The sequence below is a fragment of the Vibrio sp. 2-2(8) genome (genome assembly GCF_963888495.1).
Lineage (GTDB): Bacteria > Pseudomonadota > Gammaproteobacteria > Enterobacterales > Vibrionaceae > Vibrio > Vibrio anguillarum.
The window spans coordinates 417,865-443,566 of sequence record NZ_CAWPJM010000011.1 but is presented as its reverse complement, the minus strand read 5'-3'; the positions used below and the strand labels follow the sequence as shown (position 1 = coordinate 443,566).

23 protein-coding genes are annotated in these 25,702 nt (G+C 45.1%); 20 read left to right on the top strand and 3 right to left on the bottom strand.

Annotated features, from left to right (window positions below; genetic code table 11):
• Nucleotides 1-165 precede the first annotated feature (165 nt).
• The 4 genes from ribH (at nt 166) to pgpA (ending at nt 2,701) form a co-directional block, all read left to right on the top strand.
• On the top strand, nt 166-636 hold the full coding sequence (gene ribH / locus AACV12_RS04910) for a 6,7-dimethyl-8-ribityllumazine synthase (RefSeq protein ID WP_026027639.1): 471 nt from the start codon (nt 166-168) through the stop codon (nt 634-636).
• Nucleotides 636-1,103: a transcription antitermination factor NusB gene (nusB, locus tag AACV12_RS04905; RefSeq protein ID WP_013856197.1), complete on the top strand. Its 468-nt coding sequence runs from the start codon at nt 636-638 to the stop codon at nt 1,101-1,103. Before ribH ends, nusB begins: the two co-directional genes overlap by 1 nt.
• A 123-nt stretch (nt 1,104-1,226) precedes the next feature.
• The gene (gene thiL / locus AACV12_RS04900) at nt 1,227-2,201 is read left to right on the top strand and encodes a thiamine-phosphate kinase (protein WP_170899990.1); all 975 of its coding nucleotides are present in this window, start codon (nt 1,227-1,229) and stop codon (nt 2,199-2,201) included.
• Entirely contained in the window at nt 2,198-2,701 is a 504-nt protein-coding gene (pgpA, locus tag AACV12_RS04895) for a phosphatidylglycerophosphatase A (protein ID WP_170899989.1), read from the top strand. The genes thiL and pgpA overlap by 4 nt, the downstream gene beginning before the upstream one ends.
• Nucleotides 2,702-2,845: 144 nt before the next feature.
• On the opposite strand, the gene AACV12_RS04890 is transcribed toward pgpA, so the two are convergent.
• The 3 genes from AACV12_RS04890 to map form a co-directional block, all read right to left on the bottom strand.
• Entirely contained in the window at nt 2,846-3,229 is a 384-nt protein-coding gene (locus tag AACV12_RS04890) for a DUF3461 family protein (protein ID WP_026027637.1), read from the bottom strand.
• A gap of 128 nt (nt 3,230-3,357) precedes the next feature.
• On the bottom strand, nt 3,358-5,982 hold the full coding sequence (glnD, locus tag AACV12_RS04885) for a bifunctional uridylyltransferase/uridylyl-removing protein GlnD (protein ID WP_170899988.1): 2,625 nt from the start codon (nt 5,980-5,982) through the stop codon (nt 3,358-3,360).
• A 117-nt stretch (nt 5,983-6,099) separates the two neighbouring features.
• The gene (map, locus tag AACV12_RS04880; RefSeq protein ID WP_017044011.1) at nt 6,100-6,942 is read right to left on the bottom strand and encodes a type I methionyl aminopeptidase; all 843 of its coding nucleotides are present in this window, start codon (nt 6,940-6,942) and stop codon (nt 6,100-6,102) included.
• Nucleotides 6,943-7,326: 384 nt separating this feature from the next.
• Between map and rpsB the strand changes: the two genes are divergently transcribed.
• The 16 genes from rpsB (at nt 7,327) to dnaE (ending at nt 25,681) form a co-directional block, all read left to right on the top strand.
• On the top strand, nt 7,327-8,058 hold the full coding sequence (rpsB, locus tag AACV12_RS04875) for a 30S ribosomal protein S2 (RefSeq protein WP_013856204.1): 732 nt from the start codon (nt 7,327-7,329) through the stop codon (nt 8,056-8,058).
• Between the two features lie 128 nt (nt 8,059-8,186).
• Nucleotides 8,187-9,032 (top strand): translation elongation factor Ts, encoded by an 846-nt coding sequence (tsf, locus tag AACV12_RS04870; protein ID WP_013856205.1) that lies wholly within the window; start codon nt 8,187-8,189, stop codon nt 9,030-9,032.
• 152 nt (nt 9,033-9,184) lie between these two features.
• Nucleotides 9,185-9,916, top strand: coding sequence for a UMP kinase (pyrH, locus tag AACV12_RS04865; RefSeq protein ID WP_010320123.1), 732 nt, complete (start codon nt 9,185-9,187; stop codon nt 9,914-9,916).
• A gap of 35 nt (nt 9,917-9,951) precedes the next feature.
• A complete protein-coding gene (gene frr, locus AACV12_RS04860) occupies nt 9,952-10,509 on the top strand; it encodes a ribosome recycling factor (protein WP_010320122.1) in 558 nt (185 codons plus the stop codon).
• A 95-nt stretch (nt 10,510-10,604) separates the two neighbouring features.
• The gene (locus tag AACV12_RS04855) at nt 10,605-11,360 is read left to right on the top strand and encodes an isoprenyl transferase (RefSeq protein ID WP_013856207.1); all 756 of its coding nucleotides are present in this window, start codon (nt 10,605-10,607) and stop codon (nt 11,358-11,360) included.
• Between the two features lie 13 nt (nt 11,361-11,373).
• Complete coding sequence (locus AACV12_RS04850; RefSeq protein ID WP_170898789.1) at nt 11,374-12,216, top strand: phosphatidate cytidylyltransferase; 843 nt, start codon at nt 11,374-11,376, stop codon at nt 12,214-12,216.
• Nucleotides 12,217-12,264: 48 nt separating this feature from the next.
• Nucleotides 12,265-13,473, top strand: a complete 1,209-nt coding sequence (gene ispC, locus AACV12_RS04845) for a 1-deoxy-D-xylulose-5-phosphate reductoisomerase (protein WP_088732790.1) — start codon at nt 12,265-12,267, stop codon at nt 13,471-13,473.
• Nucleotides 13,470-14,828: a sigma E protease regulator RseP gene (gene rseP, locus AACV12_RS04840; protein ID WP_013856210.1), complete on the top strand. Its 1,359-nt coding sequence runs from the start codon at nt 13,470-13,472 to the stop codon at nt 14,826-14,828. Before ispC ends, rseP begins: the two co-directional genes overlap by 4 nt.
• A 48-nt stretch (nt 14,829-14,876) precedes the next feature.
• Nucleotides 14,877-17,309 (top strand): outer membrane protein assembly factor BamA, encoded by a 2,433-nt coding sequence (gene bamA / locus AACV12_RS04835; RefSeq protein ID WP_017046601.1) that lies wholly within the window; start codon nt 14,877-14,879, stop codon nt 17,307-17,309.
• 15 nt (nt 17,310-17,324) lie between these two features.
• Nucleotides 17,325-17,834, top strand: coding sequence for an OmpH family outer membrane protein (locus tag AACV12_RS04830; RefSeq protein WP_013856212.1), 510 nt, complete (start codon nt 17,325-17,327; stop codon nt 17,832-17,834).
• A 7-nt stretch (nt 17,835-17,841) separates the two neighbouring features.
• Entirely contained in the window at nt 17,842-18,873 is a 1,032-nt protein-coding gene (lpxD, locus tag AACV12_RS04825) for a UDP-3-O-(3-hydroxymyristoyl)glucosamine N-acyltransferase (RefSeq protein WP_017046602.1), read from the top strand.
• A gap of 116 nt (nt 18,874-18,989) precedes the next feature.
• Nucleotides 18,990-19,421, top strand: coding sequence for a 3-hydroxyacyl-ACP dehydratase FabZ (fabZ, locus tag AACV12_RS04820; protein WP_026027636.1), 432 nt, complete (start codon nt 18,990-18,992; stop codon nt 19,419-19,421).
• 1 nt (nt 19,422) lies between these two features.
• Nucleotides 19,423-20,211, top strand: coding sequence for an acyl-ACP--UDP-N-acetylglucosamine O-acyltransferase (gene lpxA, locus AACV12_RS04815; protein WP_064625809.1), 789 nt, complete (start codon nt 19,423-19,425; stop codon nt 20,209-20,211).
• Nucleotides 20,212-20,316: 105 nt separating this feature from the next.
• On the top strand, nt 20,317-21,465 hold the full coding sequence (lpxB, locus tag AACV12_RS04810; protein ID WP_170899987.1) for a lipid-A-disaccharide synthase: 1,149 nt from the start codon (nt 20,317-20,319) through the stop codon (nt 21,463-21,465).
• 43 nt (nt 21,466-21,508) lie between these two features.
• Nucleotides 21,509-22,120: a ribonuclease HII gene (gene rnhB, locus AACV12_RS04805; protein WP_026027914.1), complete on the top strand. Its 612-nt coding sequence runs from the start codon at nt 21,509-21,511 to the stop codon at nt 22,118-22,120.
• A gap of 81 nt (nt 22,121-22,201) precedes the next feature.
• A complete protein-coding gene (dnaE, locus tag AACV12_RS04800) occupies nt 22,202-25,681 on the top strand; it encodes a DNA polymerase III subunit alpha (RefSeq protein WP_170899986.1) in 3,480 nt (1,159 codons plus the stop codon).
• The last annotated feature ends 21 nt before the right edge of the window (nt 25,682-25,702 follow it).

Here is a 25,702-nt window from a genome sequence, read left to right as displayed (position 1 = left end):
AATACACCGTAATAAAACCAATAAAGGAAGCCCAACGCTTCCTTTATTATTTCGCTGATTAGCCGCTTGGTTTGCCGTCTAAGCCGAATTTCCATTAGATATTGCTCACAAAATTGTGCTAGAATCCGGCGATTCTCACTTGTGTATATAGTTAAAGGAAGGCTTATGAAAGTGATCGAGGGTGGTTTCCCCGCACCAAATGCAAAAATTGCTATCGTTATTTCTCGTTTCAACAGTTTTATTAACGAAAGCCTGCTTTCTGGTGCAATCGATACTTTAAAGCGTCACGGACAAGTTAGCGATGACAATATTACTGTTGTTCGCTGCCCTGGTGCTGTCGAATTACCTCTTACTGCTCAACGCGTAGCAAAAACGGGTAAATACGACGCTATCGTGTCTCTTGGCACTGTGATTCGTGGTGGTACGCCACACTTTGATTATGTGTGCAGTGAATGCAATAAAGGTTTGGCGCAAGTGTCTCTGGAATACAGCCTTCCAGTAGCATTTGGTGTTCTAACTGTTGATACCATCGATCAAGCCATTGAACGCGCGGGAACCAAGGCTGGTAACAAAGGTGCAGAAGCTGCACTAAGCGCGCTTGAGATGATTAACGTTCTTTCAGAAATCGATTCCTAATGGGGGCCAGTGTGAAACCAGCCGCACGTCGTAATGCACGTCAATTTGCGCTACAAGCAATTTATTCTTGGCAAATTACAAAAGAAAATGTTGCCACTATCGAAGAGCAATTCCTCTCGGGTGGTAAGTATGATGAAGAAGAGCATCATGCTGCTGAGCCAGCGTTAGCGGCTCCAGAAACCGACGTTGCATATTTCCGTGATCTACTCACGGGTGTAGTGCTAAGCCACACAGAGCTAGATAGCAAATTGCGTCCTTTCGTGTCTCGTCCAATGCAAGACTTAGACATGATGGAATTGGCGTTACTTCGTTTAGCCATGTACGAAATGACTCGTCGCGATGATGTGCCATATAAAGTGGTCATCAATGAGGCGATTGAGTTAGCAAAAGTATTTGCTGCTGAAGATAGCCATAAGTTTGTGAATGGCGTGCTTGATAAAGCCGCCCCACATGTACGCAAAAAATAATAAGTCGTTTTAAAATAAAAGGTCAGCATTCGCTGACCTTTTTTATGACGGATCTTTCTCCGCGAAAGCCCTAAGCGATGAGAAATGATGTACATAATAAAAACTCAGGGCAGGGAATTTTTTATGTTCGGTGAATTCAATTTAATCGATACCTATTTCTCTAACCGTCAGTCACAACGTAAAGATGTCTCTCTTGCTCTAGGAGATGATTGTGCATTGGTCAAAGCACCAGAAAATGTTCGGATCGCCATCAGTACCGACACCTTAGTCGCAGGCACTCATTTTTTAACCGATGCGAATTCGGCTTGGGTGGCTCATAAAGCATTGTCATCTAACATCAGTGATTTGGCTGCGATGGGGGCAACGCCTGCTTGGGTATCGCTCGCACTCACTCTACCTAGTGTCGATGAAGCATGGCTAAAACCCTTTTGTGATGCTTTTTTCGAACTTGCGAATTACTACAATATTCAGCTAATTGGTGGGGATACAACCAAAGGACCACTGAGCATTACCTTGACAGTACAAGGTTTTGTGCCACAAGAATTGGCGCTGCTGCGCAGTGGAGCCAAAGTGGGAGATTGGGTTTATGTCACTGGCGAGCTTGGTGATAGCCAAGCAGGGCTCGATGTGGTTCTTGACCCAAGCTTACGCCATAAACCTTTTGCCCAAGAGCTTGAAAAGCGTCACTATCTCTCAACGCCAAGAATTCTTGCTGGCCAAGCATTGCTTCATTTGGCTTCTTCTGCAATTGATATTTCCGATGGTTTAGTGTCTGATCTCAAACATATTTTGCATCGTTCAAATGTTGGGGTGAGTTTAGATGTCGGTGCGTTGCCTATCTCGCAAGAGCTGTTGCAGTTTGTGGGCGAGAGACAAATAGCCCAGCAATATGCACTAACCAGCGGTGAAGAGTATGAGTTGTGTTTCACTGTTCCAGAGCATAACCGAGGTTCCATCGAAAGTGCGCTTGCTCATTGTGGTTGTAAGGTGAGTTGCATTGGCCAAATTCGCCCGCAGGGTATTTTTGAGCTCCAGCATCAAGGCAAAAAACTCAATTGGCAGTTAAGCGGCTATGATCATTTTAAGGTGAACGGATGACAAACCCTATCGCATTAATCTCATTAAAGAACCCTTGGCATCTTTTGGCCACGGGTTTTGGCAGTGGCCTATCGCCTATCGTGCCCGGCACAATGGGAACGCTTACCTCAGTGCCTTTTTATTTGCTGTTAGTACAGCTCCCTCTCACTGTATATTGTGCTGTGGTTGTGCTGGCTTGCTTGGTGGGCGTGAAAATTTGCCAAGTGACTTCTGACGACATGAAAGTGCATGACCACGGTTCGATTGTGTGGGATGAATTTGCTGGTTTTTGGATAACAATGCTAGTCGTGCCAGTGCTTGAACTGCCTAGTTTAGATTGGAAATGGCTGGTGGCTGGATTCGTGCTGTTTCGCTTTTTCGATATGCTCAAACCGTGGCCGATTAGTTGGTTAGATAAACGAGTGCATGGTGGTTTGGGGATTATGCTCGATGATATTGTGGCAGGTGTTGTATCCGCGATTGCGCTGTATTGGGTCGGCTTTTGGGCGGGTTGGTTATAACATGGTCAGCGTTCAATATTGATTGACGGCTTAGACTTAGCAACAAAAAAGGTTCCTTTGGGAACCTTTTTTGTCAGTGAAGAGTTATCTGAAACAGGGTTATTCGATGCTCTGGGTATCTAAAGTTACTTTACCGTCTTGAGACTATTTTAGCTTCTCTAAGTCAGCTTCAATTTCAGCGATTTTGCTCGTGACCACTTTTTCCAAATGGCGCAAGTCAGTCAATATTTTTTGCTTCAGATCGAGATCACTCATAGGAACCGGCTTAGTGATTTTATTTAGTTCATCAATCACCAAGGTTAAATTACGGTTGATCTCCGTCACCTCTTTGTATTGATGGCTGCCGCTATCGACCAATACATTTTTTACTTGTCGAGGGTATTTAAATTTCACGCTTTTAGCGAACAGCTCGCCTTTCTGCTTATGAAAGTAAATCTTCAACACATCTTTATGGGCTTCTTGACGAAGTGAATAGCGCTCAATCTGTTTAGGATCTTGAATGCCTAAACCGGTGAGGTAGGGATACATAGGCAACCTCTATTGTATTTTGTGACACATCAATGAACCATTTCAATGTAGCAGTCCATGCTCGCCCGAGATAGTTCATCGTGATATCAATGGTTCAAGTTGTGGACCAGATCGCTTTCCTTTTCCGTTTAATTTGGCGCGAGTTCAGAAACATTTTTAATCAGCATTTCACGTAACGTGCACTCTTCTTCTTCACTCAATTTTCCGCCTTGCGAACCGGTGAGAATAAATAAATCTTCTGCTCGTTCGCCAATGGTGGTGATTTTTGCACCATGCAGGTTAATGTTTAAGTCAGCAAATGTGGCTCCGACCGTTGCCAGCAGTCCCGGAGTATCAAGTGCGACTAATTCCATTAAGGTTCGTTTATTGCTTTTGGTGGGTAAAAAATCGACTTTAGTTTTGACTTTAAAATGTTGCAAGTTACGTGGCGTGCGGCGCAATTTCAGTTTGTTCTGCCAACCGGTTTCTAGCCCACTGAGTAGGTGTTTGATCAACGATGGGTGACACTCTTCGTCAATTGCATGGCCGTTTTGATCCAGTACCATGAAGGTATCAAGGACGTAGCCATCTTTACTCGACATGATCTGCGCATCATGAACATTGAGATTTCGACGGTCCAGTTCAGCAACCACAGTCGCAAAGAGGGCAGGTTGATCTTTAGTGTAAACAAACAATTCAGTGCCGCCACGAGTGGCTTTTTTGCTCATCAGGATCAGCGGTTGGCTTGGGTCGCTATGTTTGAGTAGGTGCTCACAATGCCAAGCGATCTGCTTGTGAGTGTGACGCAAAAAGTAATCGGCTTTAAAGCGCTGCCAAAGCACTTCAATTTCACGTGCGCTGTAGCCTTCTTTACGAAGCAATGCGGATGCCATTTGTTGGTTGTGGCGAATGCGATCGCGCACATCTACCGGGTTTTCAAGCCCACGCCTAAGTGCCCGCTGTGTTGAGTGATATAGCTCTGCCAGCAAGGTGCGTTTCCAACTGTTCCAAAGCTCAGGGTTAGTAGCGCAGATGTCCGCGACAGTCAGGCAAACAAGATGTTCGAGATACTCTTCATCGCGCACTTTTTTGGCAAATTCGGTAATGACATCAGGGTCGTAAATGTCGCGTCTTTGCGCCGTTACCGACATCAAGAGGTGGTTTTGTACCAGCCAAGAAACTAATTTTGCTTCAGGTTTTGATAAACCGTGTTCAATACAAAAATCATAGGCTTCTACCGCACCGATTTCAGAGTGATCGCCGCCACGCCCTTTGGCAATGTCGTGAAAAATAGCGGCCAGAATCAGCATCTCCTTTTTCTGGAGGCGTGGGTAAACTTCGCAACAGATGGGGTGTTTATCGTGATTTTGTGCGTAGCTAAAGGTATTGATGTGTTTGAGAAGACGAATGCTGTGTTCATCAACCGTATAAACATGGAATAGGTCGAACTGCATTTGTCCAACAATTTGGCTCCATTGGGGAAGATAAGCGGCGAGCACGCCTAATTTATGCATCAGGCTGAACGCACGATGTAGTGCGTTAGGGTGACGTACCAATGCCATGAATTTTTCACGCGCTTCGGGAATGGTGTGCAGGAATTTATTGAGCCGCCTTCTGGCTGTACGCAACTGGCGCATGGTTGTGGGTGCGACGCTTTCGATGCTGGAATCATTGGCGATATGAATAAACATATCTAAGATCGTTTCAGGGCGAGCTTGGAAAAGCGCGGGTTTACGAGCTTCTATTAAGTTGCCACGACGTTGAAAATCATCATCTAAAATTTCTGCCACGGCTTCTTCGCCGTTATTGAGTATGGCTTGATCAAACAGACGCAGGAGCATTTTGTTGAGTTCCGCAACACGACGTAGCGTACGGTAGAACTCTTTCATCATCATCTCGACTGCGCGATTCCCTTCACCAGTAAAGCCCAGATGTTCTGCCACTTGAGCTTGATGAGCAAAAATAAGCCGATTGTCATAGCGTTTTAATTCAATGTGCAGCGCAAAGCGCACGCGCCATAAAAAGTCTTGGCACTCTACTAGCTCACGATATTCAGCATCAGTTAAAAAACCAAAACGGCTCATTTCAAGCAGTGATGTTGCACCAAAGTGGCGTCTAGCCACCCAGCTTAAAGTATGAATGTCCCTTAAGCCTCCAGGAGTCGATTTGATATCGGGTTCAAGGTTATAAGTGGTGTCATGGTAACGAGCGTGTCGGTCGCGCTGCTCTTGAATTTTGGCGCGGTAAAAGGTTTCGCTTGGCCAAAACGATTCAGAATGAATCAACATCTTGAGTTTATAAAATGTCTCTTCGCTACCACATAATAACCGAGCTTCTTGTAAGTTTGTTGCGACGGTTAAATCTTCACGGCCAATTTCAGCGCACTGCTGCACGGTACGCACGGCATGGCCCACTTCTAAACGCAAATCCCACAACAAGGTAATGAATTCGCTAATTTTACTGCCGAGTTCAGCGGGTAAAGTATGATTGGAGACGACCAGAATATCGATATCAGAAAGAGGATGAAGTTCACCGCGGCCATAGCCTCCGACGGCCACTAAACTGATGTCTGGAACCTGCGAAAATGCGTAATGTTCCCATAACCTGTAGAGCAGTTGGTCCATATATTCAGAGCGGCCTAATACCAGGTCGTTGACCGGATGGTGGTGCAAAAATTGATGTTTCTGATACTGAGTGAACTGTTCAAGTTGTTGTTTAAGCTCGCCGATAGTGAGTTGTGTGTCAGTAAAGGTGAGGGGAGACTGAAAAGGCATAACGGCAATCCATGCTAGTGATATGTCACAACGTAGACTGACTGTATCAAATCACTGCAGATAAAAAAATATCCCTGCAAGAGGGATATTGATTGATAAGGTTTTGGTTCGATGTAATTAGGCGTTATGCATCAGACGCGGAATGGTTTCTTCTTCACGCAGCGTCAGCACTTCACAGCCAGTGGCGGTAACCAAAATGGTGTGTTCCCACTGCGCTGAGTTTTTGCCATCGGCGGTGTAAACCGTCCAATTGTCTTCATCATCAAGGCGGCAACCAAATTTACCCGCATTAATCATGGGCTCGATAGTGAAAATCATCCCTTCACGCAGTACGGTTCTGTCGCCGTTTTTATAGTGAACCACTTGCGGTTCTTCATGAAATTGAGCGCCAATACCGTGGCCGCAATAATCTTTCACAATCGAAAATTTAAGGCGTGGGTTATTTTTATTATTGGTTTTAATGTGTTTTTCGATCGCAGTACCAATCTCACCCAATTGAACTCCGGGTTTGACCTTCTTCATGCCGATATAAAGACACTCTTGCGCAACAAGACATAGGCGCTTATCTGCTGGCGACACTTCACCGACAAAGAACATCTTTGAGGTATCACCGTGGTAGCCATCTTTAATAACCGTGATATCAATGTTCAGAATATCACCCTCTTTCAGTACCGCTGGACGCTGTAATTGCCCATACTGCGTATCTTGAGTTGCCGGTATACCGTGACAAACAATGTGATTAATAGAGGTACAGATCGATTTAGGAAAACCGTGGTAATTCAATGGTGCTGGAATAGCTTGCTGTACTTCAGTGATGTACTTGTGGCAGATCTGGTCAAGTTCTTCAGTGGTGATGCCCACTTTTACATGCGGTTCAATCATCTCAAGGACATCGGCAGCCAGTTTACCCGCGACGCGCATTTTGGCTATTTCTTCAGCAGTTTTGATTTTTACAGACATCGGCTTTCTCTATGCATTAATTCTTAAGCACTTAACTGTGCGAATGGGCGTTATTCTAGCAGTGCATGGATGAATCGCAAGGGATCCCTGTCGGTAAGTAAGAATTGTTTGCATAACTACAGCTTACCTAAGCCATGATGTGTCGTATTTTTTTCTAGCCAGAGAAGGGCTAAATATGGTATAAAGCGCGCCGGAATCGAAGTGCGTTTTCTTCTGAAATGACGAAGCCCACCTTCCTTTCTAAACACATTATCTTTAAATCACACACATTCCGACACGTGTTCCGGGGTGCTCCAACAATAAAACTATCGGCAACAACCGAATAGATGTTAGGGGTCGGATACATGGGGAATGTGGAGGCCTAACCCCATAGAGGATTTTTAAATGGCAACTGTATCAATGCGCGACATGCTAAAAGCTGGTGTTCACTTCGGTCACCAGACTCGTTACTGGAACCCAAAAATGAAGCCATTCATTTTTGGTGCTCGTAGCCGTGTTCACATCATCAACTTAGAAAAAACTGTTCCTATGTTCAACGAAGCTCTAGCTGAGCTACAAAAAGTTGGCGAGAAAAAAGGTAAAGTTCTTTTCGTTGGTACTAAACGCGCAGCATCTGAAGCTGTTAAAGAAGCGGCTATCGCAAGCAACCAATTCTACGTTAACAACCGCTGGTTGGGCGGCATGCTAACTAACTGGAAAACTGTTCGTCAGTCAATCAAGCGTCTAAAAGAGCTTGAAATTCAAGCAACAGATGGCACTTTTGATAAGCTAACTAAGAAAGAAGCTCTAATGCGTACTCGTGAAATGGAGAAGCTAGAGAAATCTCTTGGTGGTATCAAAGATATGGGCGGTCTACCTGACGCACTATTCGTTATCGATGCAGATCACGAGCACATTGCAGTTAAAGAAGCAAACAACCTAGGTATCCCAGTTTACGCTGTTGTTGATACTAACTCTAACCCAGATGGCGTTGACTACATTATCCCTGGTAACGACGACGCAATCCGTGCAATCCAGCTTTACCTAAATGCTGTTGCAGAAACGGTTAACGAAGGTCGTAACAAAGATGCAGCTGCACTTGCTGCTGCAAAAGACGGTTTCGTAGAAGCAGAATAATAGCGGCTCTGAGTCACACTTGATTATATGTGTCACACGATTGATGCATTGAACAAGTTATAGTTAGCATCAGGGGCCAAACAATCGGCCCCTGATTTTTACCACCAGAATCAACTGAGGAATAGAGAATGGCAACTGTAACTGCTGCTCTAGTAAAAGAACTGCGCGAGCGTACTGGCGCAGGTATGATGGAATGTAAAAAAGCGCTTGTAGAAGCAAACGCTGACATCGAACTAGCAATTGAAAACATGCGCAAAAGCGGCGCAGCTAAAGCAGCGAAAAAAGCAGGTAACATCGCAGCTGAAGGTACTATCCTAATTAAAGAAGCTGATGGTTTTGCAGCACTTCTAGAAGTGAACTGCCAAACTGACTTCGTAGCAAAAGATTCAAGCTTCCTAGCGTTCGCTAACGAAGTTCTAGCGGTTGCACTTGCTGAGCGTCTAGATATCGCAGCACTTCAAGCTAAATTTGAAGAAGCACGTATTGCTCTTGTTGCTAAAATTGGTGAAAACATCACTATCCGTCGCGTTCATTACATTGAAGGCGCTAAAGTAGGTTCATACCGCCATGGCGACCGTATCGGTGTTGTGGTTGCTGGTGAAGCGGATGAAGAGACCATCAAACACGTAGCAATGCACGTTGCTGCTGCAAAACCTGAGTACGTGAACCCTGAAGATGTACCAGCAGAAGTTGTGGCTAAAGAGCGTGAAATCCAAATCGAAATCGCAATGCAATCTGGCAAGCCAGCAGCAATTGCTGAGAAAATGGTTGAAGGCCGCATGACTAAGTTCACAGGTGAAGTATCACTTACTGGTCAAGCGTTCATCATGGATCCTTCTCAAACTGTTGGCGCAATGCTGAAAGCTAAAGGCGCAACCGTTACTAACTTCGTACGTCTAGAAGTTGGTGAAGGTATTGAGAAAGCTCAAGAACTTAGCTTCGCTGAAGAAGTTGCAATGGTTCAAAAAGGTTAATCCTAGCGATTTTGCCTAAAAAGAGACCGTAGCCAAGGCTGCGGTCTTTTTACGAATGGCATATTGAGACTAATTGTGATGATTTAGAATTCAGTATTCAGTTTTAAATCATGACTGTTAATTAACAACTCTCTATTTGGAAGGTAAGCTCCATGACTACGAACCCTAAACCAGCCTATCAACGTATCCTGTTAAAACTTAGCGGTGAAGCGCTACAAGGCGAAGAAGGTTTTGGTATTGATCCTGCGGTGTTAGATCGCATGGCACAGGAAGTAAAAGAACTGGTTGAACTGGGTGTTCAAGTGGGTGTTGTCATCGGCGGCGGTAACTTATTCCGTGGCGCAGGTCTTGCTGAAGCGGGCATGAACCGTGTTGTGGGCGACCACATGGGAATGCTGGCAACCGTAATGAATGGTTTGGCAATGCGTGATGCTTTGCACCGTGCTTATGTGAATGCGCGCGTGATGTCTGCCATTCCTCTTAAAGGTGTGTGTGACGATTACAATTGGGCCGATGCTATCAGCCAACTACGTCAAGGCCGTGTTGTGATCTTCTCAGCGGGTACTGGTAACCCATTCTTCACAACCGATTCTGCTGCCTGTTTGCGCGGTATTGAAATTGAAGCGGATGTGGTTCTAAAAGCGACAAAAGTAGATGGCGTATTTAGTGCAGACCCAGTGGCAAACCCAGACGCAGAACTGTATGATAAGCTGTCTTATACAACCGTGCTTGAAAAAGAGCTAAAAGTGATGGACTTGGCCGCGTTTACGCTAGCGCGTGACCATAAAATGCCAATCCGCGTATTTAATATGAACAAACCGGGCGCACTACGTCGCGTGGTAATGGGTGAAGCGGAAGGTACACTAATTAGCACCGCTGACTAATCACTCCAAAACAAAAAAACAAGTAGGTGATATTTGTGATTAACGAAATCAAGAAAGACGCTCAAGAGCGTATGGATAAGAGCGTAGATGCCCTGAAAAACAACCTTTCTAAGGTACGTACTGGTCGCGCTCACCCAAGTTTACTCTCCGGCATTTCTGTCGATTACTATGGTGCTTCGACACCGCTGAATCAAATCGCTAACGTTGTAGCTGAAGATGCACGTACTCTCGCGATCACTGTTTTTGATAAAGAGTTGACGCCAAAAGTTGAAAAAGCGATTTTGATGTCTGATTTGGGTCTAAACCCAATGTCTGCAGGTACGGTTATTCGTGTACCACTGCCACCACTGACCGAAGAACGTCGTCGTAATTTGGTGAAAATTGTTCGTGGTGAAGCCGAAGGTGGTCGCGTTGCGGTTCGCAACATTCGTCGTGATGCCAATGGCGACTTAAAAGCTCTACTGAAAGATAAAGAAATCTCTGAAGACGAAGATCATAAAGCGCAAGAAGAGATTCAAAAACTTACCGATGTAGCGATTAAGAGAATTGATGAAGTTCTTGCTGCAAAAGAAAAAGAGTTAATGGAAGTTTAATTCGCTCTTTTTAGCCTTTCTAAAACGCTGTGCTCACAGTGCAGCGTTTTTTTATGCTATTTTGCCCTATCAGTTTGGTAATCAATTAATTTCTTATGCAAAACTCATCCCTCTCATCTGATGTATTACCCCAACACATCGCAATCATTATGGACGGAAATGGCCGTTGGGCTAAAGCACAAGGTAAACCTCGTGTATTTGGTCATAAGAATGGTGTAGCAGCGGTCCGAAGAACCATTTCTACTGCAGCGAAATTGGGTATTAAAGCCGTTACTTTGTTTGCCTTTAGCAGTGAAAATTGGCGGCGTCCGGAAGCTGAAGTGGGCGTGTTGATGGAGTTGTTTATTACTGTGCTATCCACAGAAGTAAAAAAGCTGCATAAGAACAATCTGCGTCTTAGAGTCATTGGTGATAAAACACGTTTTAGCTCACGCTTACAAACAAAAATAGCTCAGGCAGAAGAGTTAACCTCATCAAACAGTGGCATGGTCGTTAATATCGCCGCAAACTATGGCGGAAAATGGGATATCACAGAAGCAATGCGCTCTATCGCGGTCAAAGTGGCGAGCGGTGAGCTTTCTCCTGATCAGATTGACGAGACGCTGATTACACAGTCGCTAACGATGTCTGATATTCCTGAAGTGGATTTGCTCATTCGTACCAGCGGTGAATGTCGTATTAGTAATTTTATGTTGTGGCAATTGGCCTATGCAGAGATGTACTTTACGCCGATTTACTGGCCTGAGTTTGGTGAAGAAAGTTTAATTGAAGCAGTGACTTGGTTTGTTAACCGTGAACGCCGTTTTGGCTGCACAGGGGAACAGGTTAAGGCATTGATGGAACAGAAATAAAGGATCCATTAGTTTGAAGCAACGAATTATCACGGCGCTCATATTAGCTCCACTGGTGATGCTGGGCATTTTTGAACTGCCACTCCCCCTATTTATGGCCGTTTTGGCCCTTGTGGCGCTCGTCGGTGTATGGGAATGGACGCAGTTTATCGATTCGACATCTAGGTATCTGGCGCTGTTACCTGCCATTATCATTGGTGGAGCAAGTTACCTACTGATTTCCCCTGATGCCGTTAGCCTAGCCAACATGAACTCGAATCACTATGTGATATTAAGTATTGGGGTGGCTTGGTGGCTGTTTTCTAGCTTTTTAGCTATTACCTATCCTAAATCCCGTCCATGGTGGGAAAAATCCAATCTACTTAGGCACCTCTTTGGTGTGCTTACGCTACTTCCTTTTTTCTGGAGCGTACTTTTTTTACGCGCAGAAGCCTTTTTGAGTGAGCCATACCACGGTGCTAAGTTGGTGCTATTTGTCTGCTTAATTGTTTGGGCTGCAGACAGTGGCGCTTATTTTGCGGGCAAAAGTTTTGGTAAGCACAAAATGGCACCAGCAGTCAGTCCAAATAAAACCATTGAAGGGTTGATTGGTGGCATTATTACGGCATTGATTGTGGCGTGGTTTACTGCTGATTGGTTTGATATCCGGTTTACAAACACGCTGTCGATGGTCGGTATTACATTAGCGACTGTGATTATCTCTGTGCTCGGTGATCTGGTCGAAAGTATGTTTAAGCGCGTTTCAGGAATTAAAGACAGCAGTAATATTATTCCTGGGCATGGCGGCGTTTTGGATCGTATCGATAGTCTGACGGCTGCATTTCCTGTTTTTGCTCTACTGTATTTCATTTTCTAATGCTTGGGTTAAGCTGTCTTACCCCAATCTTAATTCACGGTTGTTGCTATGCGTAAGTTAACGATTCTCGGGGCCACAGGTTCAATTGGGGCAAGCACATTAAAAGTCGTGGCTCAAAATCCCGAACACTTTTCCGTTGTGGCTTTAGCCGCGGGAAATAATGTCAATAAAATGCGTGAGCTATGTCAGCGTTGGCAGCCAGTTTATGCGGTAATGGCAAACCAAAAGGCGGCGGATGAGCTTTTAGCTCAATTGCAGTCACTGAACTTAAAAACAACCGTATTATTTGGTGAAGACGCCATGTGCCACGTCGCCGCATTAGATGAGGTGGATACGGTGATGGCGGCGATTGTTGGTGCAGCAGGTTTGTTACCAACCATGGCCGCGGTAAAGGCGGGCAAGCGTGTTTTACTGGCAAACAAAGAAGCCTTGGTGATGTCTGGCCAATTGTTTATTGATGCGGTCGAAAAACACGGTGCTGAATTGCTCCCTGTCGATAGCGAACATAACGCGATTTTTCAATGCTTACCCCCTGAAATACAAGGCTCTTTGGGTCGCTGTGATTTACAAGAACATGGTGTGCAACATATTCTGCTCACGGGTTCTGGCGGCCCTTTTCGCTATAGTGATTTATCCTCGTTAGCTGATGTTTCACCACAGCAAGCGATTGCTCATCCTAACTGGTCGATGGGGCCGAAAATTTCGGTTGATTCCGCTACCATGATGAACAAAGGTTTGGAATATATTGAAGCTAAGTGGCTGTTTAATGCATCGAAACAGCAATTAAAAGTGTTAATCCACCCACAGTCGGTGATTCACTCTATGGTGCAGTACCGCGATGGTTCGGTGCTTGCGCAAATGGGGGAACCCGATATGTCCACGCCAATTGCTCTAACTCTCTCTTATCCAGAACGCATTACTGCGGGTGTTCCGGCACTGGATTTTACCAAATTAAGTAATTTGAGTTTTATGGATGTGGATTACGAGCGTTATCCTTGTTTGGGATTGGCGATTGATGCTTGCTATCAAGGGCAACATGCCACCACCTCTTTAAATGCAGCCAACGAAATAGCCGTTGAAGCTTTTTTAAATAAGCAAATTCGTTTTACCGATATCGCACAAGTTAATGAACGTGTATTGTCAAAAGTGTGTGCAGCACATACTCAGTTACATTGCTATGACTTGGAAAGCTTGTTAGAGCTCGATAGAATGGCGCGCACTATTGCCCAGCAAATCATACAAGAGCATTTATTATGAGTGGTATTTTGTGGAATTTCGTCTCTTTCATCATTGCGTTAGGTATATTGGTTGCTGTGCATGAATTTGGTCATTTTTGGGTAGCACGTCGCTGCGGAATTAAAGTCGAAAAATTTTCCATTGGCTTTGGTAAATCACTTTGGAGCCGAGTAGCCAAAGATGGCACCGAGTACAACCTATCAATTATTCCTCTCGGCGGCTACGTTAAAATGCTCGATAGCCGTGTTGATGATGTTCCAGCTGAATTAAAACCCTTAGCTTTTGACCAAAAACCATTGTGGAAACGTGTCGCTGTCGTGAGTGCTGGGCCTGCTTTTAACTTTTTCTTCGCCATTTTTGCCTATTGGCTCGTGTTCTTAATTGGTGTTCCAGCGGTAAAACCTGTGATTGGCGAAATTGCTCCGCAATCGATCGCCGCTCAAGCGGGTTTAGAGTCAGGAATGCAGATCAAAGCAGTCTCAGGAGTGAATACCTTAGATTGGGAATCGGTCAATATGGGGCTGATTAGCCATATTGGTGATGAACAATTAACGCTCACCGTCGGAACCAATAATGAAATTGGTGTGGATGAAATCAAAACATTAGATATCCGTTCTTGGAACTTTAACCCAGAAACAGAGTCTGCTATGGGAGCGTTGGGTTTTAAACCATTTGTTCCTGAAATATCGCTGACGCTAACCAATGTTTCTCAAGGCAGCGCCGGAGAGAAGGCCGGGTTAGAAGTTGGCGACACCTTGATCGAAGCCAACGGTGCGAAGATAAACCATTGGCAGCAAGTTGTGGAGTTGATACAAAGCCATCCCAATCAGCCAGTTTCATTGGTTGTTGTGCGTGATGAACAACGCTTGACTATCGAGCTTACGCCTGACGTTCGTGAGTTACCGCAAGGCAAAACGATAGGTTTTGCGGGAATCGCTCCTAAAGTCGCAGAATGGCCGGAAAGTTATCGATTTGAGCTGCAATATGGTGTATTTGAATCAGTCGGAAAAGCGGTTGAAAAAACACAGCAAGTGATCAACCTAACCGTCAGTATGTTGAAAAAACTGGTGGTCGGTGATGTGGGGTTGAATAATCTGAGTGGGCCAATTTCGATTGCCAAAGGAGCTGGAACTACCGCTGACTATGGTTTGGTCTATTTCTTGGGTTTTCTGGCTCTGATTAGTGTCAACTTAGGCATTATCAATCTAGTACCACTGCCAATGTTAGATGGCGGACACTTACTGTTTTTTGCAATTGAAGCCGTTATTCGTCGTCCTGTCCCAGAGAAGATTCAAGAAATGGGATACCGAATTGGTGGGGCGATCATCTTTTCTTTGATGGCTGTGGCAATATTTAATGATTTTAGTCGCCTGTGATTTGTAACCATTAGGCAGAAGTTGTAGCAAGGAATAACAAGAATAAATATGGCAATGAAACAGATCCTTTTCGCGACACTATTGGCAACCAGCCTCTCAGCACATAGTGCCGAGAATTTCGTAGTGCAGGATATTCAAATTGAAGGGCTTCAACGCGTTGCGCTCGGCGCCGCATTGCTTAAAATGCCCGTTCGAATTGGCGATACCGTTGATGCACAAGATGTCGCGGATATTATCAAAGCACTTTACACTTCGGGCAACTTTGAAGACATCAAAGTATTACGAGACAACAACGTTCTGATCGTTCAGGTTAAAGAACGTCCAACCATTGCAAGTGTTTCCTTCTCTGGAAATAAAGCGATCAAAGAAGAGCAGTTGCAGCAGAATCTTGATGCATCCAATATCCGCATCGGTGAGGCGCTTGATCGTACGACCTTGAGCAACATTGAAAAGGGGTTGGAAGATTTTTACTACAGCGTGGGTAAGTACAACGCGACCGTAAAAGCGGTGGTGACACCTTTACCTCGCAACCGTGCTGACCTTAAATTTGTGTTCAGTGAAGGGGTTTCTGCGAAAATCCAGCAAATCAACTTTATTGGCAATGAAGTGTTTAGTGACCAAGATTTACTGTCACGCTTCAATTTGAATGTCGATGTGGCGTGGTGGAATTTCCTCTCTGATGATAAATACCAAAAGCAGGTCTTAGCCGCTGATATTGAAGCTTTGCGCTCTTTCTACCTCGACCGTGGCTACTTAAAGTTTCAAGTCGATTCCACGCAAGTTGCTATTTCTCCTGATAAAAAAGGCGTTTATATCACTTTAGGCATTAGCGAAGGTCAGCCTTATAAAATCAAAGACGTTAAATTCCGCGGAGAGCTGATTGGCAAAGAGGCTGAATTTACCGCTTTGATCCCGTTTGAAGCCGAGGAAACCTATAACGGCTCACTGGTGACCAAGCTTGAAGAAGATGTAAAACGAGTATTGGGTGAAGCTGGCTATGCTTATCCTCAAGTTCGAACCATCCCAGAATTTAATGATGAAACGCAAGAAGTTTCCTTGGTTGTTCATGTGGAAGCGGGTAAGCGTATCTATGTCCGTGATATTCGCTTTGTCGGTAATAACTCAACCAAAGATGAAGTTTTGCGCCGCGAAATGCGTCAAATGGAAGGCAGTTGGCTGAGCTCTAAAGCGATTGATACGGGTAAGAGCCGTTTGAACCGTCTTGGCTTCTTTGAAACAGTGGATGTGCAAACCGTACGTGTACCTGGTAGTGAAGACCAAGTCGATCTGGTGTACAACGTGAAAGAGGCCAACTCAGGTAGTGTTAACTTTGGTGTCGGTTATGGTACAGAATCAGGCGTGAGTTTTCAGGTTGGTTTACAACAAGACAACTTCATTGGTTCAGGTAATCGAGTTGGCATCAATGCCATGATGAACGACTATCAAAAGAACATCAGTTTAGATTACCGTGATCCCTACTGGAACCTTGATGGTGTCAGTTTGGGTGGTAAGATTTTCTATAACCAGTTTGAGGCTTCTGAAGCTGGTATTGTTGATTATACCAATGAAAGCTACGGCACAAGTTTAACGTGGGGTTTCCCATTTGACGAATTAAACCGTTTTGACCTCGGTATCGGTTACACGCACAACAAGATCGGTAATATCGATGAGTATGTACAAGTTAGTCAGTTCTTACAGTCTCAAGCGAGTAATCGTAGCGATGATGGCAGTTTGATCACCAATGACTTTGACGTCAACATCTCATGGACGCGCAATAATTTAAACCGAACCATTTTCCCAACGGCGGGGAATCACCAACGCGCTTTCTACAAGATGACCGTGCCGGGTTCAGACGTAAAGTATTTCAAAGCGCAGTACGATGTTCGCCAGTATTTCCCATTAACCAAAAAACATGAGTTTTCACTCTTGCTAAGAGGACGCTTAGGGTATGGTAATGGTTACGGGAAAACGGATGGTAACGATAACTTGTTCCCATTCTATGAAAACTATTATGCAGGTGGCTTTACCACTTTGCGTGGTTTTGGATCTAACTCGGCTGGACCGAAAGCGATTTATAACGATGCGACAGGATGTAATGGCAATAATGGTGGCAACAACCGCTGCTATAGCGCAACAGATGACTCTGTCGGTGGTAACGCGGTCGCGCTAGCCAGTGTAGAACTGATTGTACCGACGCCATTTGCCTCTGATGAAACTCGTAGCCAAATTCGCACCAGCATCTTCTTCGATATGGCCAGCGTTTGGGATACAGAGTTCGATTACAAAGATGGGAAACTCGGTTATGGTGATCAGTATTATTACGATTACTCAGATCCAATGAATTACCGTTCCTCTTATGGTGCGGCACTACAGTGGATGTCACCTATGGGGCCATTGGTATTTTCAATTGCCAAACCTATTAAAATTTATGAAGGTGATAATGAAGAGTTCTTCACTTTCACGATCGGCAGAACATTCTAATTAGAGGAAAGTATTTTGAAAAAAGCGATTCAAGCGGCAGGATTGGGCCTAGTTGTACTGAGTTCATCATTTTTTGCGCAAGCCGCTGAGGCGGCGCAGAAAGTAGGTTACATTAATACCGCGCAAGTATTCCAAGCATTACCTCAACGAGAAGTTGTGCTGCAAAAATTACAAGAAGAGTTTAAAGATAAAGGGGCAGAGCTACAGTCAATTCAAGCTGAAGCAAAAACCAAAATTGAAAAACTTAAACGTGATGGCGAACTGCTAGGTCAAGATGAGATCGAGAAGCTGCGTATTGAAATTGGTCAATTAGACAGCAAGTACAAAATCAAAGCGCAAGCGTTAGAGCAAGCCTCAGCGCGTCGTGAGAGTGAAGAGAAGCAAAAACTCTTCATGGTGATTCAAGACGCTGTGAAGAAAGTTGCGGAAAAAGAAGGTTATGACATCGTTGTTGACGTGCAAGCTATGCAATATGGTAAGCCGGACTACAACCTATCAGAGAAAGTAATTAAACAACTAAAATAATATTATTATGGCAAAACTGACTTTAGCCGAATTGGCAACCATCACCGGGGGAGAGCTGTTTGGTGATGGCTCTGCGACAGTTTCCGCTGTCGCACCTATGGATAAGGCGCAGGAAGGTTACGTAACTTTCCTCTCTAATCCCAAATATAACAAACACCTTGGTCAATGCCGCGCAACGGTGATTATGGTCAAGGCTAGTGAACGTGAATTGTGTACAACCAATGTATTGGTCGTCGCTGATCCATACGTTGCTTTTGCAAAGGTGGCGCAAGCGCTGGACACGACACCGCGACCTGCGAGTGATATCAGCTCTTCTGCGGTTGTTGCACCGGATGCCCAGCTAGGGCAGAACGTTTCTATTGGTGCAAACGCGGTCATTGAGACGGGCGTGCAACTGGGCGATAACGTCTCCATTGGTGCCGGCTGTTTCATCGGTAAAAACGCCAAAATTGGCGCTAACACCCAGTTGTGGGCAAATGTCAGCGTTTACCACGAAGTGGAAATTGGCTCGGCGTGCCTTATTCAGTCAGGTGCCGTGATTGGTTCTGATGGTTTTGGCTATGCCAATGAGAAAGGTGAGTGGATTAAAATTCCGCAAATTGGCACAGTCCGGATCGGTAATCGAGTTGAAATCGGTGCCTGCACGACAATTGATCGTGGCGCATTAGATGACACGATTATTGAAGATAACGTCATTCTCGATAACCAATTACAGATAGCACATAACGTCTGTATTGGCTATGGCACTGCAATTGCTGGCGGTACCATCATTGCTGGCAGCACCCACATAGGTAAATATTGCATTATTGGTGGCGGTGCGGTGATCAATGGCCATATCGAGATTGTCGATGGGGTCACTATTACTGGCATGGGGATGGTGATGCGTAGCATCACCGAGAAAGGCATGTTCTCTTCTGGTATTCCGTTGCAACCGAACAAAGAATGGCGTAAAACTGCCGCTCGCGTTCACCGTATCGAAGATATGCACAAGCGACTTAAAGCACTTGAAAAGTACTTAGAGCAGGAAGCGGAATCCTAATTCTACTTTTTCCCGATTAGGCTCGCCAATTGCGAGTCTTTTTCGTCTATAATGCCAAATAATTTTTGAAAGTTTTACTGTATAGGAATATGACTTTGACGACTGAAACGAAAACGATGCACATCACTGAAATTCAGAGGCTGCTTCCTCACCGTTACCCATTTCTGTTGATTGACCGTGTAATTGACTTTGAAGAAGGCAAATACCTTGTTGGCTTGAAAAATGTGTCAGTTAATGAACCTCAGTTCACTGGTCATTTTCCGCAGTTACCTATTTTTCCAGGTGTACTGATTTTAGAAGCAATGGCACAAGCAACGGGCCTATTAGCATTCAAAACCTTTGGTGCACCGAAAGATAACGAATTGTATTACTTTGCTAGTATTGATAATGCGAAGTTTCGTAAACCTGTAGGCCCTGGCGACCAACTGATCATCGAAGTGCAGTTCATTAAAGAGCGTCGTGGTATTGCGTTGTTTAATGGCGTAGCGAAAGTTGATGGTGAGGTTGTGTGTTCAGCTGAAATGAAATGTGCTCGTAGAGAGTTTTAATATGATTCATGAAACTGCACAAATCCACCCAAGTGCGGTGGTTGAAGATGGCGCTATCATCGGAGCTAACGTCACTGTTGGTCCATTTACTTACATCACCTCTGGGGTAAGCATTGGCCAAGGTACGGAAGTGATGTCGCATGTGGTCATCAAAGGAAACACCGTCATTGGTGAAGATAACCGTATTTTCCCTCACGCCGTCATTGGCGAAGAGAACCAAGATAAGAAGTATGGTGGTGAAGATACGCGAGTTGTCATTGGTGATCGCAATGTTATTCGTGAAGCGGTGCAAATTCACCGTGGTACTATGCAAGATAAAACGCAAACAGTTGTTGGCAACGACAACCTATTGTGTGTGAATGCCCATATTGCGCACGATGTGATTGTTGGTAATCATACGCACATTGGTAACAACGCAATTCTTGGCGGCCATGTGACGGTCGGTGACTATGCTGGTGTTATGGCGTTGTCGGCGATTCATCCTTTTTGTAGTGTTGGTGCTTATGCCTATATCGGTGGTTGTTCTGCAGTGGTGCAAGATGTCCCTGCTTACGTGTTAGCACAAGGTAACCATGCTTCACCATTTGGCCTTAACCTTGTTGGTTTGAAGCGAAATGGTTTTGAAAAAGCCGAAATTCGCGCGCTACAAAAAGCGTATAAAGAGATTTACCGATCAGGTAAAACGCAAGCAGAGGTCTTACCTATATTGGTTGAGATGGCGAAAGAGTACCCATCGATTCAGCGTTTTACTGATTTACTAGAAAAAACTGAGCGTGGCATTATTCGTTAGTTCGCCACTGAGTTTTGATTAATATCCGAAGATCGCTACTTGTTTAGCGATCTTTTGTCTTTTTGACGCCGCATAACGGCTGAGCGGATTCTGTTAGGAAACGATATGCACTCACATGAAAATCCCCTAAGAATCGGTATTGTTGCCGGAGAGCTTTCTGGCGATACATTAGGAGAAGGCTTCATTCAAGCCATCAAGCAGCAATACCCCAATGCACAATTTGTCGGTATTGGTGGCCCTAAGATGATTGCTCAAGGTTGTGAATCTTTATTTGATATGGAAGAGCTAGCCGTGATGGGTCTGGTTGAGGTGCTTGGCCGCTTACCGCGTTTACTGAAAGTTAAAGCGCAGTTGGTGAAGTATTTTAAAGCCAATCCGCCGGATGTGTTTGTTGGTATTGATGCACCAGATTTTAATTTACGACTAGAGCTTGATCTCAAAAAAGTGGGCATCAAAACCGTCCACTACGTGAGCCCATCTGTATGGGCATGGCGTCCCAAACGTATTTTTAAAATCGATGCGGCGACCGATCTAGTGTTGGCATTTCTTCCGTTTGAAAAAGCGTTTTACGACAAGTATCAGGTTGCGTGCGAATTTGTCGGCCATACACTGGCCGATGCCATTCCACTGCAACCCGATAAAATTGCCGCTCGTGAACTGTTGAAATTAGAGACAGATAAACAGTGGCTGGCTGTGCTACCCGGTAGCCGAGGGGGAGAAGTCGGTTTAATTGCCAAGCCATTTATTGAAACATGTCGACAAATCAAACAGAAATACCCTGATATTGGTTTTGTGGTAGCTGCCGTCAATCCCAAACGTAAACAGCAGTTTGAAACCATTTGGCAGGAGATCGCCCCAGAGCTCGATTTTGTTATTATTGAAGACACCGCGCGTAATGTCATCACGGCTGCAGATGCTGTGCTGCTTGCCTCTGGCACAGTCGCACTGGAATGCATGTTGCTCAAACGGCCGATGGTGGTGGGATACAAAGTGAACTGGCTTACCGGATGGTTGGTTCAGAAGCTTGCGATAACCGAATTTGTTTCACTGCCCAATATTTTAGCCGGAGAAGAACTGGTTCCTGAGTTCATTCTTGATGAATGCGACCCGCAACATCTGTTTCCTGCGGTCGATAGCATGCTTAGCCGTGATAATTCCTCTTTAATTGAACGTTTTACTGAAATGCATCACTGGATCCGCAAAGGCGCCGATCAACAAGCTGCCAAAGCGGTTTTAAGCTTGATTAACCATTAACGATTAAGAGCGATTGAAAAATAACGAGAGGAAAATAGACAAGATGGCAGAACAAACACTGACTCCTTTTGAATACCCTAAGGGCTATGTTTTGATTGCAGGAGTGGATGAAGTTGGTCGAGGTCCATTAGTGGGCGACGTAGTGACTGCCGCAGTAATCTTGGATCCGAATAATCCGATTGAAGGTTTAGCAGACTCGAAAAAGTTATCAGAAAAAAAACGCCTAGCGCTTTTTCCTGAAATTCAACAAAAGGCGCTCGCTTGGTCTGTTGGCCGCTGTTCACCAGCTGAAATTGATGAGCTTAATATTCTTCAAGCGACGATGGTGGCGATGCAACGCGCGATTGCAGGTCTAGCGATTCAACCTGATTTGGCTTTAATTGATGGCAACCGTGTCCCACAATTACCGATGCATGGTATCGCAGTCGTCAAGGGTGATATGCGTGTGGCGCAAATCAGCGCCGCCTCAATCATTGCTAAAGTGGTACGCGATAAAGAGATGGAAGCGCTCGATAAATTGTACCCACAATTTGGCTTTGCTCAACATAAGGGCTATCCAACTAAAGCGCATTTTGCCGCGATCGAACAACATGGCGTCATCGCAGAGCACCGTAAAAGCTTTAAGCCAGTGAAACGCGTGCTGGGAATTGACTAATTGCGGGTGTCAGCCACGAGCAGATTCGCGTAGAATAACCGCCAAATCTTGTACCAAACCTAGCATCTAGGATTTTATTGCATGCCAGAACCAAAGTTTGTCCACCTTCGTGTCCACAGCGACTTTTCTATGATCGATGGCTTGTCCAAAGTGCCACCGCTTGTGAAAAAAGTGGCCGAGATCGGGATGCCTGCCGTAGCGTTGACCGACTTCACGAACTTATGTGGTTTGGTCAAATTTTATGGTACCGCTCATAACTGTGGGGTAAAGCCGATTATCGGTGCAGATTTTGTCATGCAATCCGAGGAGTTTGGTGATGAGCTCACCAAGCTGACGGTTCTAGCGAGTGATAATGTTGGTTACAAAAATCTGACCTTACTGATCTCCGATGCTTATCTACGCGGTCATGTGCAACACCTACCTGTGATTGATAAAGCGTGGCTAGTGAAATATGCCGAAGGCTTGATTGTGCTTTCGGGTGGAAAAAGTGGTGAAATAGGCAAAGCACTGCTTAAAGGTAATCAGGCGTTAGTCGATAAATGTGTCGAGTTTTATCAAACTCATTTTGTCGATCGTTTTTACCTTGAATTGACTCGCACAGGGCGAGCCGACGAAGAGAGCTATCTGCACTTTGCTCTAGAATTAGCTGAAAATAACGATCTGCCCGTCGTTGCAACCAATGAAGTGGTGTTTCTCAGCGAAGAGTTTTTTGAAGCGCATGAAATTCGAGTAGCGATTCATGATGGCTACACCATGGAAGATCCTCGTCGGCCAAAAAATTACAGCCCACAGCAATATTTGCGCTCCGAAGCGGAAATGTGTGAGCTGTTTGCCGACATTCCTGAAGCGCTGCAAAACAGTGTTGAGATTGCCAAACGGTGTAATGTTACCGTCCGTTTGGGGGAATATTTCTTGCCCGCCTTCCCAACGGAAGGAATGAAAGAAACCGAATACTTGGTGATGAAATCACAAGAAGGCCTTGAAGAGCGTCTTGAATTTCTGTTCCCCGATCCTGAGGTTCGCGCACAACGTCGCCCTGAATATGATGAACGGCTGCAAATTGAACTCGAAGTAATTAATAACATGGGATTCCCCGGTTATTTCTTGATTGTGATGGAGTTCATCCAGTGGTCAAAAGATAACGATATTCCGGTGGGACCGGGGCGCGGATCGGGTGCGGGTTCATTGGTGGCTTACGCGCTCAAAATTACCGATTTAGATCCACTACAATATGATTTACTTTTCGAACGTTTCTTGAACCCAGAACGGGTCTCAATGCCCGATTTTGACGTCGATTTCTGTATGGATAAACGTGACCAAGTTATTGATCACGTTGCTGAAATGTATGGTCGTGATGCGGTATCACAGATCATCACCTTTGGTACTATGGCTGCCAAAGCGGTCATTCGTGACGTGGGACGCGTGCTTGGTCATCCGTTTGGATTTGTCGACCGCATTTCAAAGCTTATTCCACTAGATCCAGGAATGACACTCGAAAAGGCGTTTAAGGCTGAACCCGCGTTACCTGAGCTGTACAACAATGACGAAGACGTCAAAGAGCTGATTGATAAGTGCCGAATTCTAGAAGGGTGTACGCGTAACGCCGGTAAGCATGCGGGTGGGGTGGTGATCTCCCCAACCACAATTACCGACTTTTCGCCGATTTATGCGGATGCTGAAGGGCATTTCCCCGTTACTCAATTTGATAAGAACGATGTTGAAACCGCAGGCTTAGTCAAGTTTGACTTCTTAGGTCTACGTACCTTAACCATTATCGATTGGGCACTAGGGCTGATTAACCCGCGCTTACAACGAGAAGGCAAAGAGCCCGTTCGTATTGAAGCTATCCCGTTAGAAGACCCAGTTTCATTTCGTGTATTGCAAAATTCTGAAACCACGGCGGTATTCCAGTTAGAATCGCGCGGCATGAAAGATCTGATCAAACGTCTCCAGCCAGACTGCTTCGAAGATATCATTGCACTAGTGGCTCTGTTTCGCCCTGGGCCTTTGCAATCGGGTATGGTGGATAACTTTATCGACCGTAAACATGGCCGAGAGGCGATCTCCTACCCAGATGAAAAATGGCAACATGAGTCATTAAAAGAAATTCTAGACCCAACCTACGGCATCATCTTGTACCAAGAGCAAGTGATGCAGATCGCCCAAGTCCTAGCCGGATACACACTAGGCGGTGCGGATATGCTGCGCCGAGCGATGGGTAAGAAAAAGCCAGAAGAGATGGCCAAGCAGCGGGCGATTTTTGAAGAGGGTTCGATAAAAAACGGCGTGGATGGCGAATTGTCGATGAAAATCTTCGACTTAGTAGAAAAATTCGCCGGTTACGGGTTTAACAAATCGCACTCTGCGGCTTATGCTCTGGTTTCTTATCAAACCTTATGGTTAAAAACCCACTACCCAGCCGAATTTATGGCGGCAGTAATGACGGCCGACATGGACAACACCGAAAAGGTGGTTGGCTTAGTGGATGAATGTTTACGCATGAATCTTAAAGTGTTACCACCGGATATTAACGCCGGCTTGTACCGCTTTAACGTCGATGAAAATGGCGCGATTGTCTATGGTATTGGCGCGATCAAAGGTGTGGGTGAAGGGCCGATTGAAGCGATTTTAGAAGCGCGCACAGCAGGCGGCTATTTTAAAGATTTGTTTGATTTTTGCGCCAGAATTGATTTGAAAAAAGTCAATAAGCGTGTGATTGAAAAGCTTATTTATGCGGGTGCTTTGGATCGTTTAGGCCCACACCGTGCTGCAATGATGGCCTCATTAAATGATGCTGTGAAAGCGGCCAGCCAATTCCACCAAGCTGAAGCCTTTGGTCAGGTTGATATGTTTGGTGTATTGACTGATGCGCCAGAAGAAGTAGAACATAAATATACGCAAGTCCCCGAGTGGCCTGAGAAAGTTTGGCTTGAAGGTGAGCGCGATACATTGGGCCTTTATTTGACCGGGCATCCAATAAACGCACATATTAAGGAACTTGCGAAGTACACCAGTTGTCGACTAAAAGATGCCACGCCAACGCGACGCGATCAATCCGTCACTTTAGCGGGGTTAGTGATTGCAGCTAAAGTGATGACCACCAAGCGTGGTACGCGGATTGGTATCATGACGTTAGATGATCGTTCAGGACGTATGGAAGTGATGTTATTCTCTGATGCGTTAGAGCGGTATGCAGAGCTGTTAGAAAAAGATAGAATTTTAGTGATTTCTGGACAGGTCAGCTTTGATGACTTCAATGGTGGCCTTAAAATGTCGGCGCGCGAAGTCATGGACTTGGGCAGTGCGCGTGAAAAATATGCCCGTGGCTTGTCGATATCGATTGAACAATCACAGATAGACAGCCAGTTTTTTGAGCGCTTTAGTCAGATCTTAGAGCCTCACCGAGCAGGGACTATACCTGTCAATGTATACTACCAACGCGCAGAGGCGAGAGTGCGACTCACTCTTGGTACGCAGTGGCGTGTAACCCCAAGTGATACATTGTTAGACGAATTGAAACAGCTACTTGGCAAAGATCAGGTAGAACTCGAATTTAACTAAAATTTGGCGTCAAATATGTTG

What these genes read in the sequence shown, in the direction of transcription:
- ribH (WP_026027639.1), top strand. Translation starts at nt 166, where the DNA reads ATGAAAGTGATCGAGGGTGGTTTCCCCGCACCAAATGCAAAAATTGCT.
- nusB (WP_013856197.1), top strand. Translation starts at nt 636, where the DNA reads ATGGGGGCCAGTGTGAAACCAGCCGCACGTCGTAATGCACGTCAATTT.
- thiL (WP_170899990.1), top strand. Translation starts at nt 1,227, where the DNA reads ATGTTCGGTGAATTCAATTTAATCGATACCTATTTCTCTAACCGTCAG.
- pgpA (WP_170899989.1), top strand. Translation starts at nt 2,198, where the DNA reads ATGACAAACCCTATCGCATTAATCTCATTAAAGAACCCTTGGCATCTT.
- AACV12_RS04890 (WP_026027637.1), bottom strand. Translation starts at nt 3,229, where the DNA reads ATGTATCCCTACCTCACCGGTTTAGGCATTCAAGATCCTAAACAGATT.
- glnD (WP_170899988.1), bottom strand. Translation starts at nt 5,982, where the DNA reads ATGCCTTTTCAGTCTCCCCTCACCTTTACTGACACACAACTCACTATC.
- map (WP_017044011.1), bottom strand. Translation starts at nt 6,942, where the DNA reads ATGTCTGTAAAAATCAAAACTGCTGAAGAAATAGCCAAAATGCGCGTC.
- rpsB (WP_013856204.1), top strand. Translation starts at nt 7,327, where the DNA reads ATGGCAACTGTATCAATGCGCGACATGCTAAAAGCTGGTGTTCACTTC.
- tsf (WP_013856205.1), top strand. Translation starts at nt 8,187, where the DNA reads ATGGCAACTGTAACTGCTGCTCTAGTAAAAGAACTGCGCGAGCGTACT.
- pyrH (WP_010320123.1), top strand. Translation starts at nt 9,185, where the DNA reads ATGACTACGAACCCTAAACCAGCCTATCAACGTATCCTGTTAAAACTT.
- AACV12_RS04855 (WP_013856207.1), top strand. Translation starts at nt 10,605, where the DNA reads ATGCAAAACTCATCCCTCTCATCTGATGTATTACCCCAACACATCGCA.
- ispC (WP_088732790.1), top strand. Translation starts at nt 12,265, where the DNA reads ATGCGTAAGTTAACGATTCTCGGGGCCACAGGTTCAATTGGGGCAAGC.
- rseP (WP_013856210.1), top strand. Translation starts at nt 13,470, where the DNA reads ATGAGTGGTATTTTGTGGAATTTCGTCTCTTTCATCATTGCGTTAGGT.
- bamA (WP_017046601.1), top strand. Translation starts at nt 14,877, where the DNA reads ATGGCAATGAAACAGATCCTTTTCGCGACACTATTGGCAACCAGCCTC.
- lpxD (WP_017046602.1), top strand. Translation starts at nt 17,842, where the DNA reads ATGGCAAAACTGACTTTAGCCGAATTGGCAACCATCACCGGGGGAGAG.
- fabZ (WP_026027636.1), top strand. Translation starts at nt 18,990, where the DNA reads ATGCACATCACTGAAATTCAGAGGCTGCTTCCTCACCGTTACCCATTT.
- lpxA (WP_064625809.1), top strand. Translation starts at nt 19,423, where the DNA reads ATGATTCATGAAACTGCACAAATCCACCCAAGTGCGGTGGTTGAAGAT.
- lpxB (WP_170899987.1), top strand. Translation starts at nt 20,317, where the DNA reads ATGCACTCACATGAAAATCCCCTAAGAATCGGTATTGTTGCCGGAGAG.
- rnhB (WP_026027914.1), top strand. Translation starts at nt 21,509, where the DNA reads ATGGCAGAACAAACACTGACTCCTTTTGAATACCCTAAGGGCTATGTT.
- dnaE (WP_170899986.1), top strand. Translation starts at nt 22,202, where the DNA reads ATGCCAGAACCAAAGTTTGTCCACCTTCGTGTCCACAGCGACTTTTCT.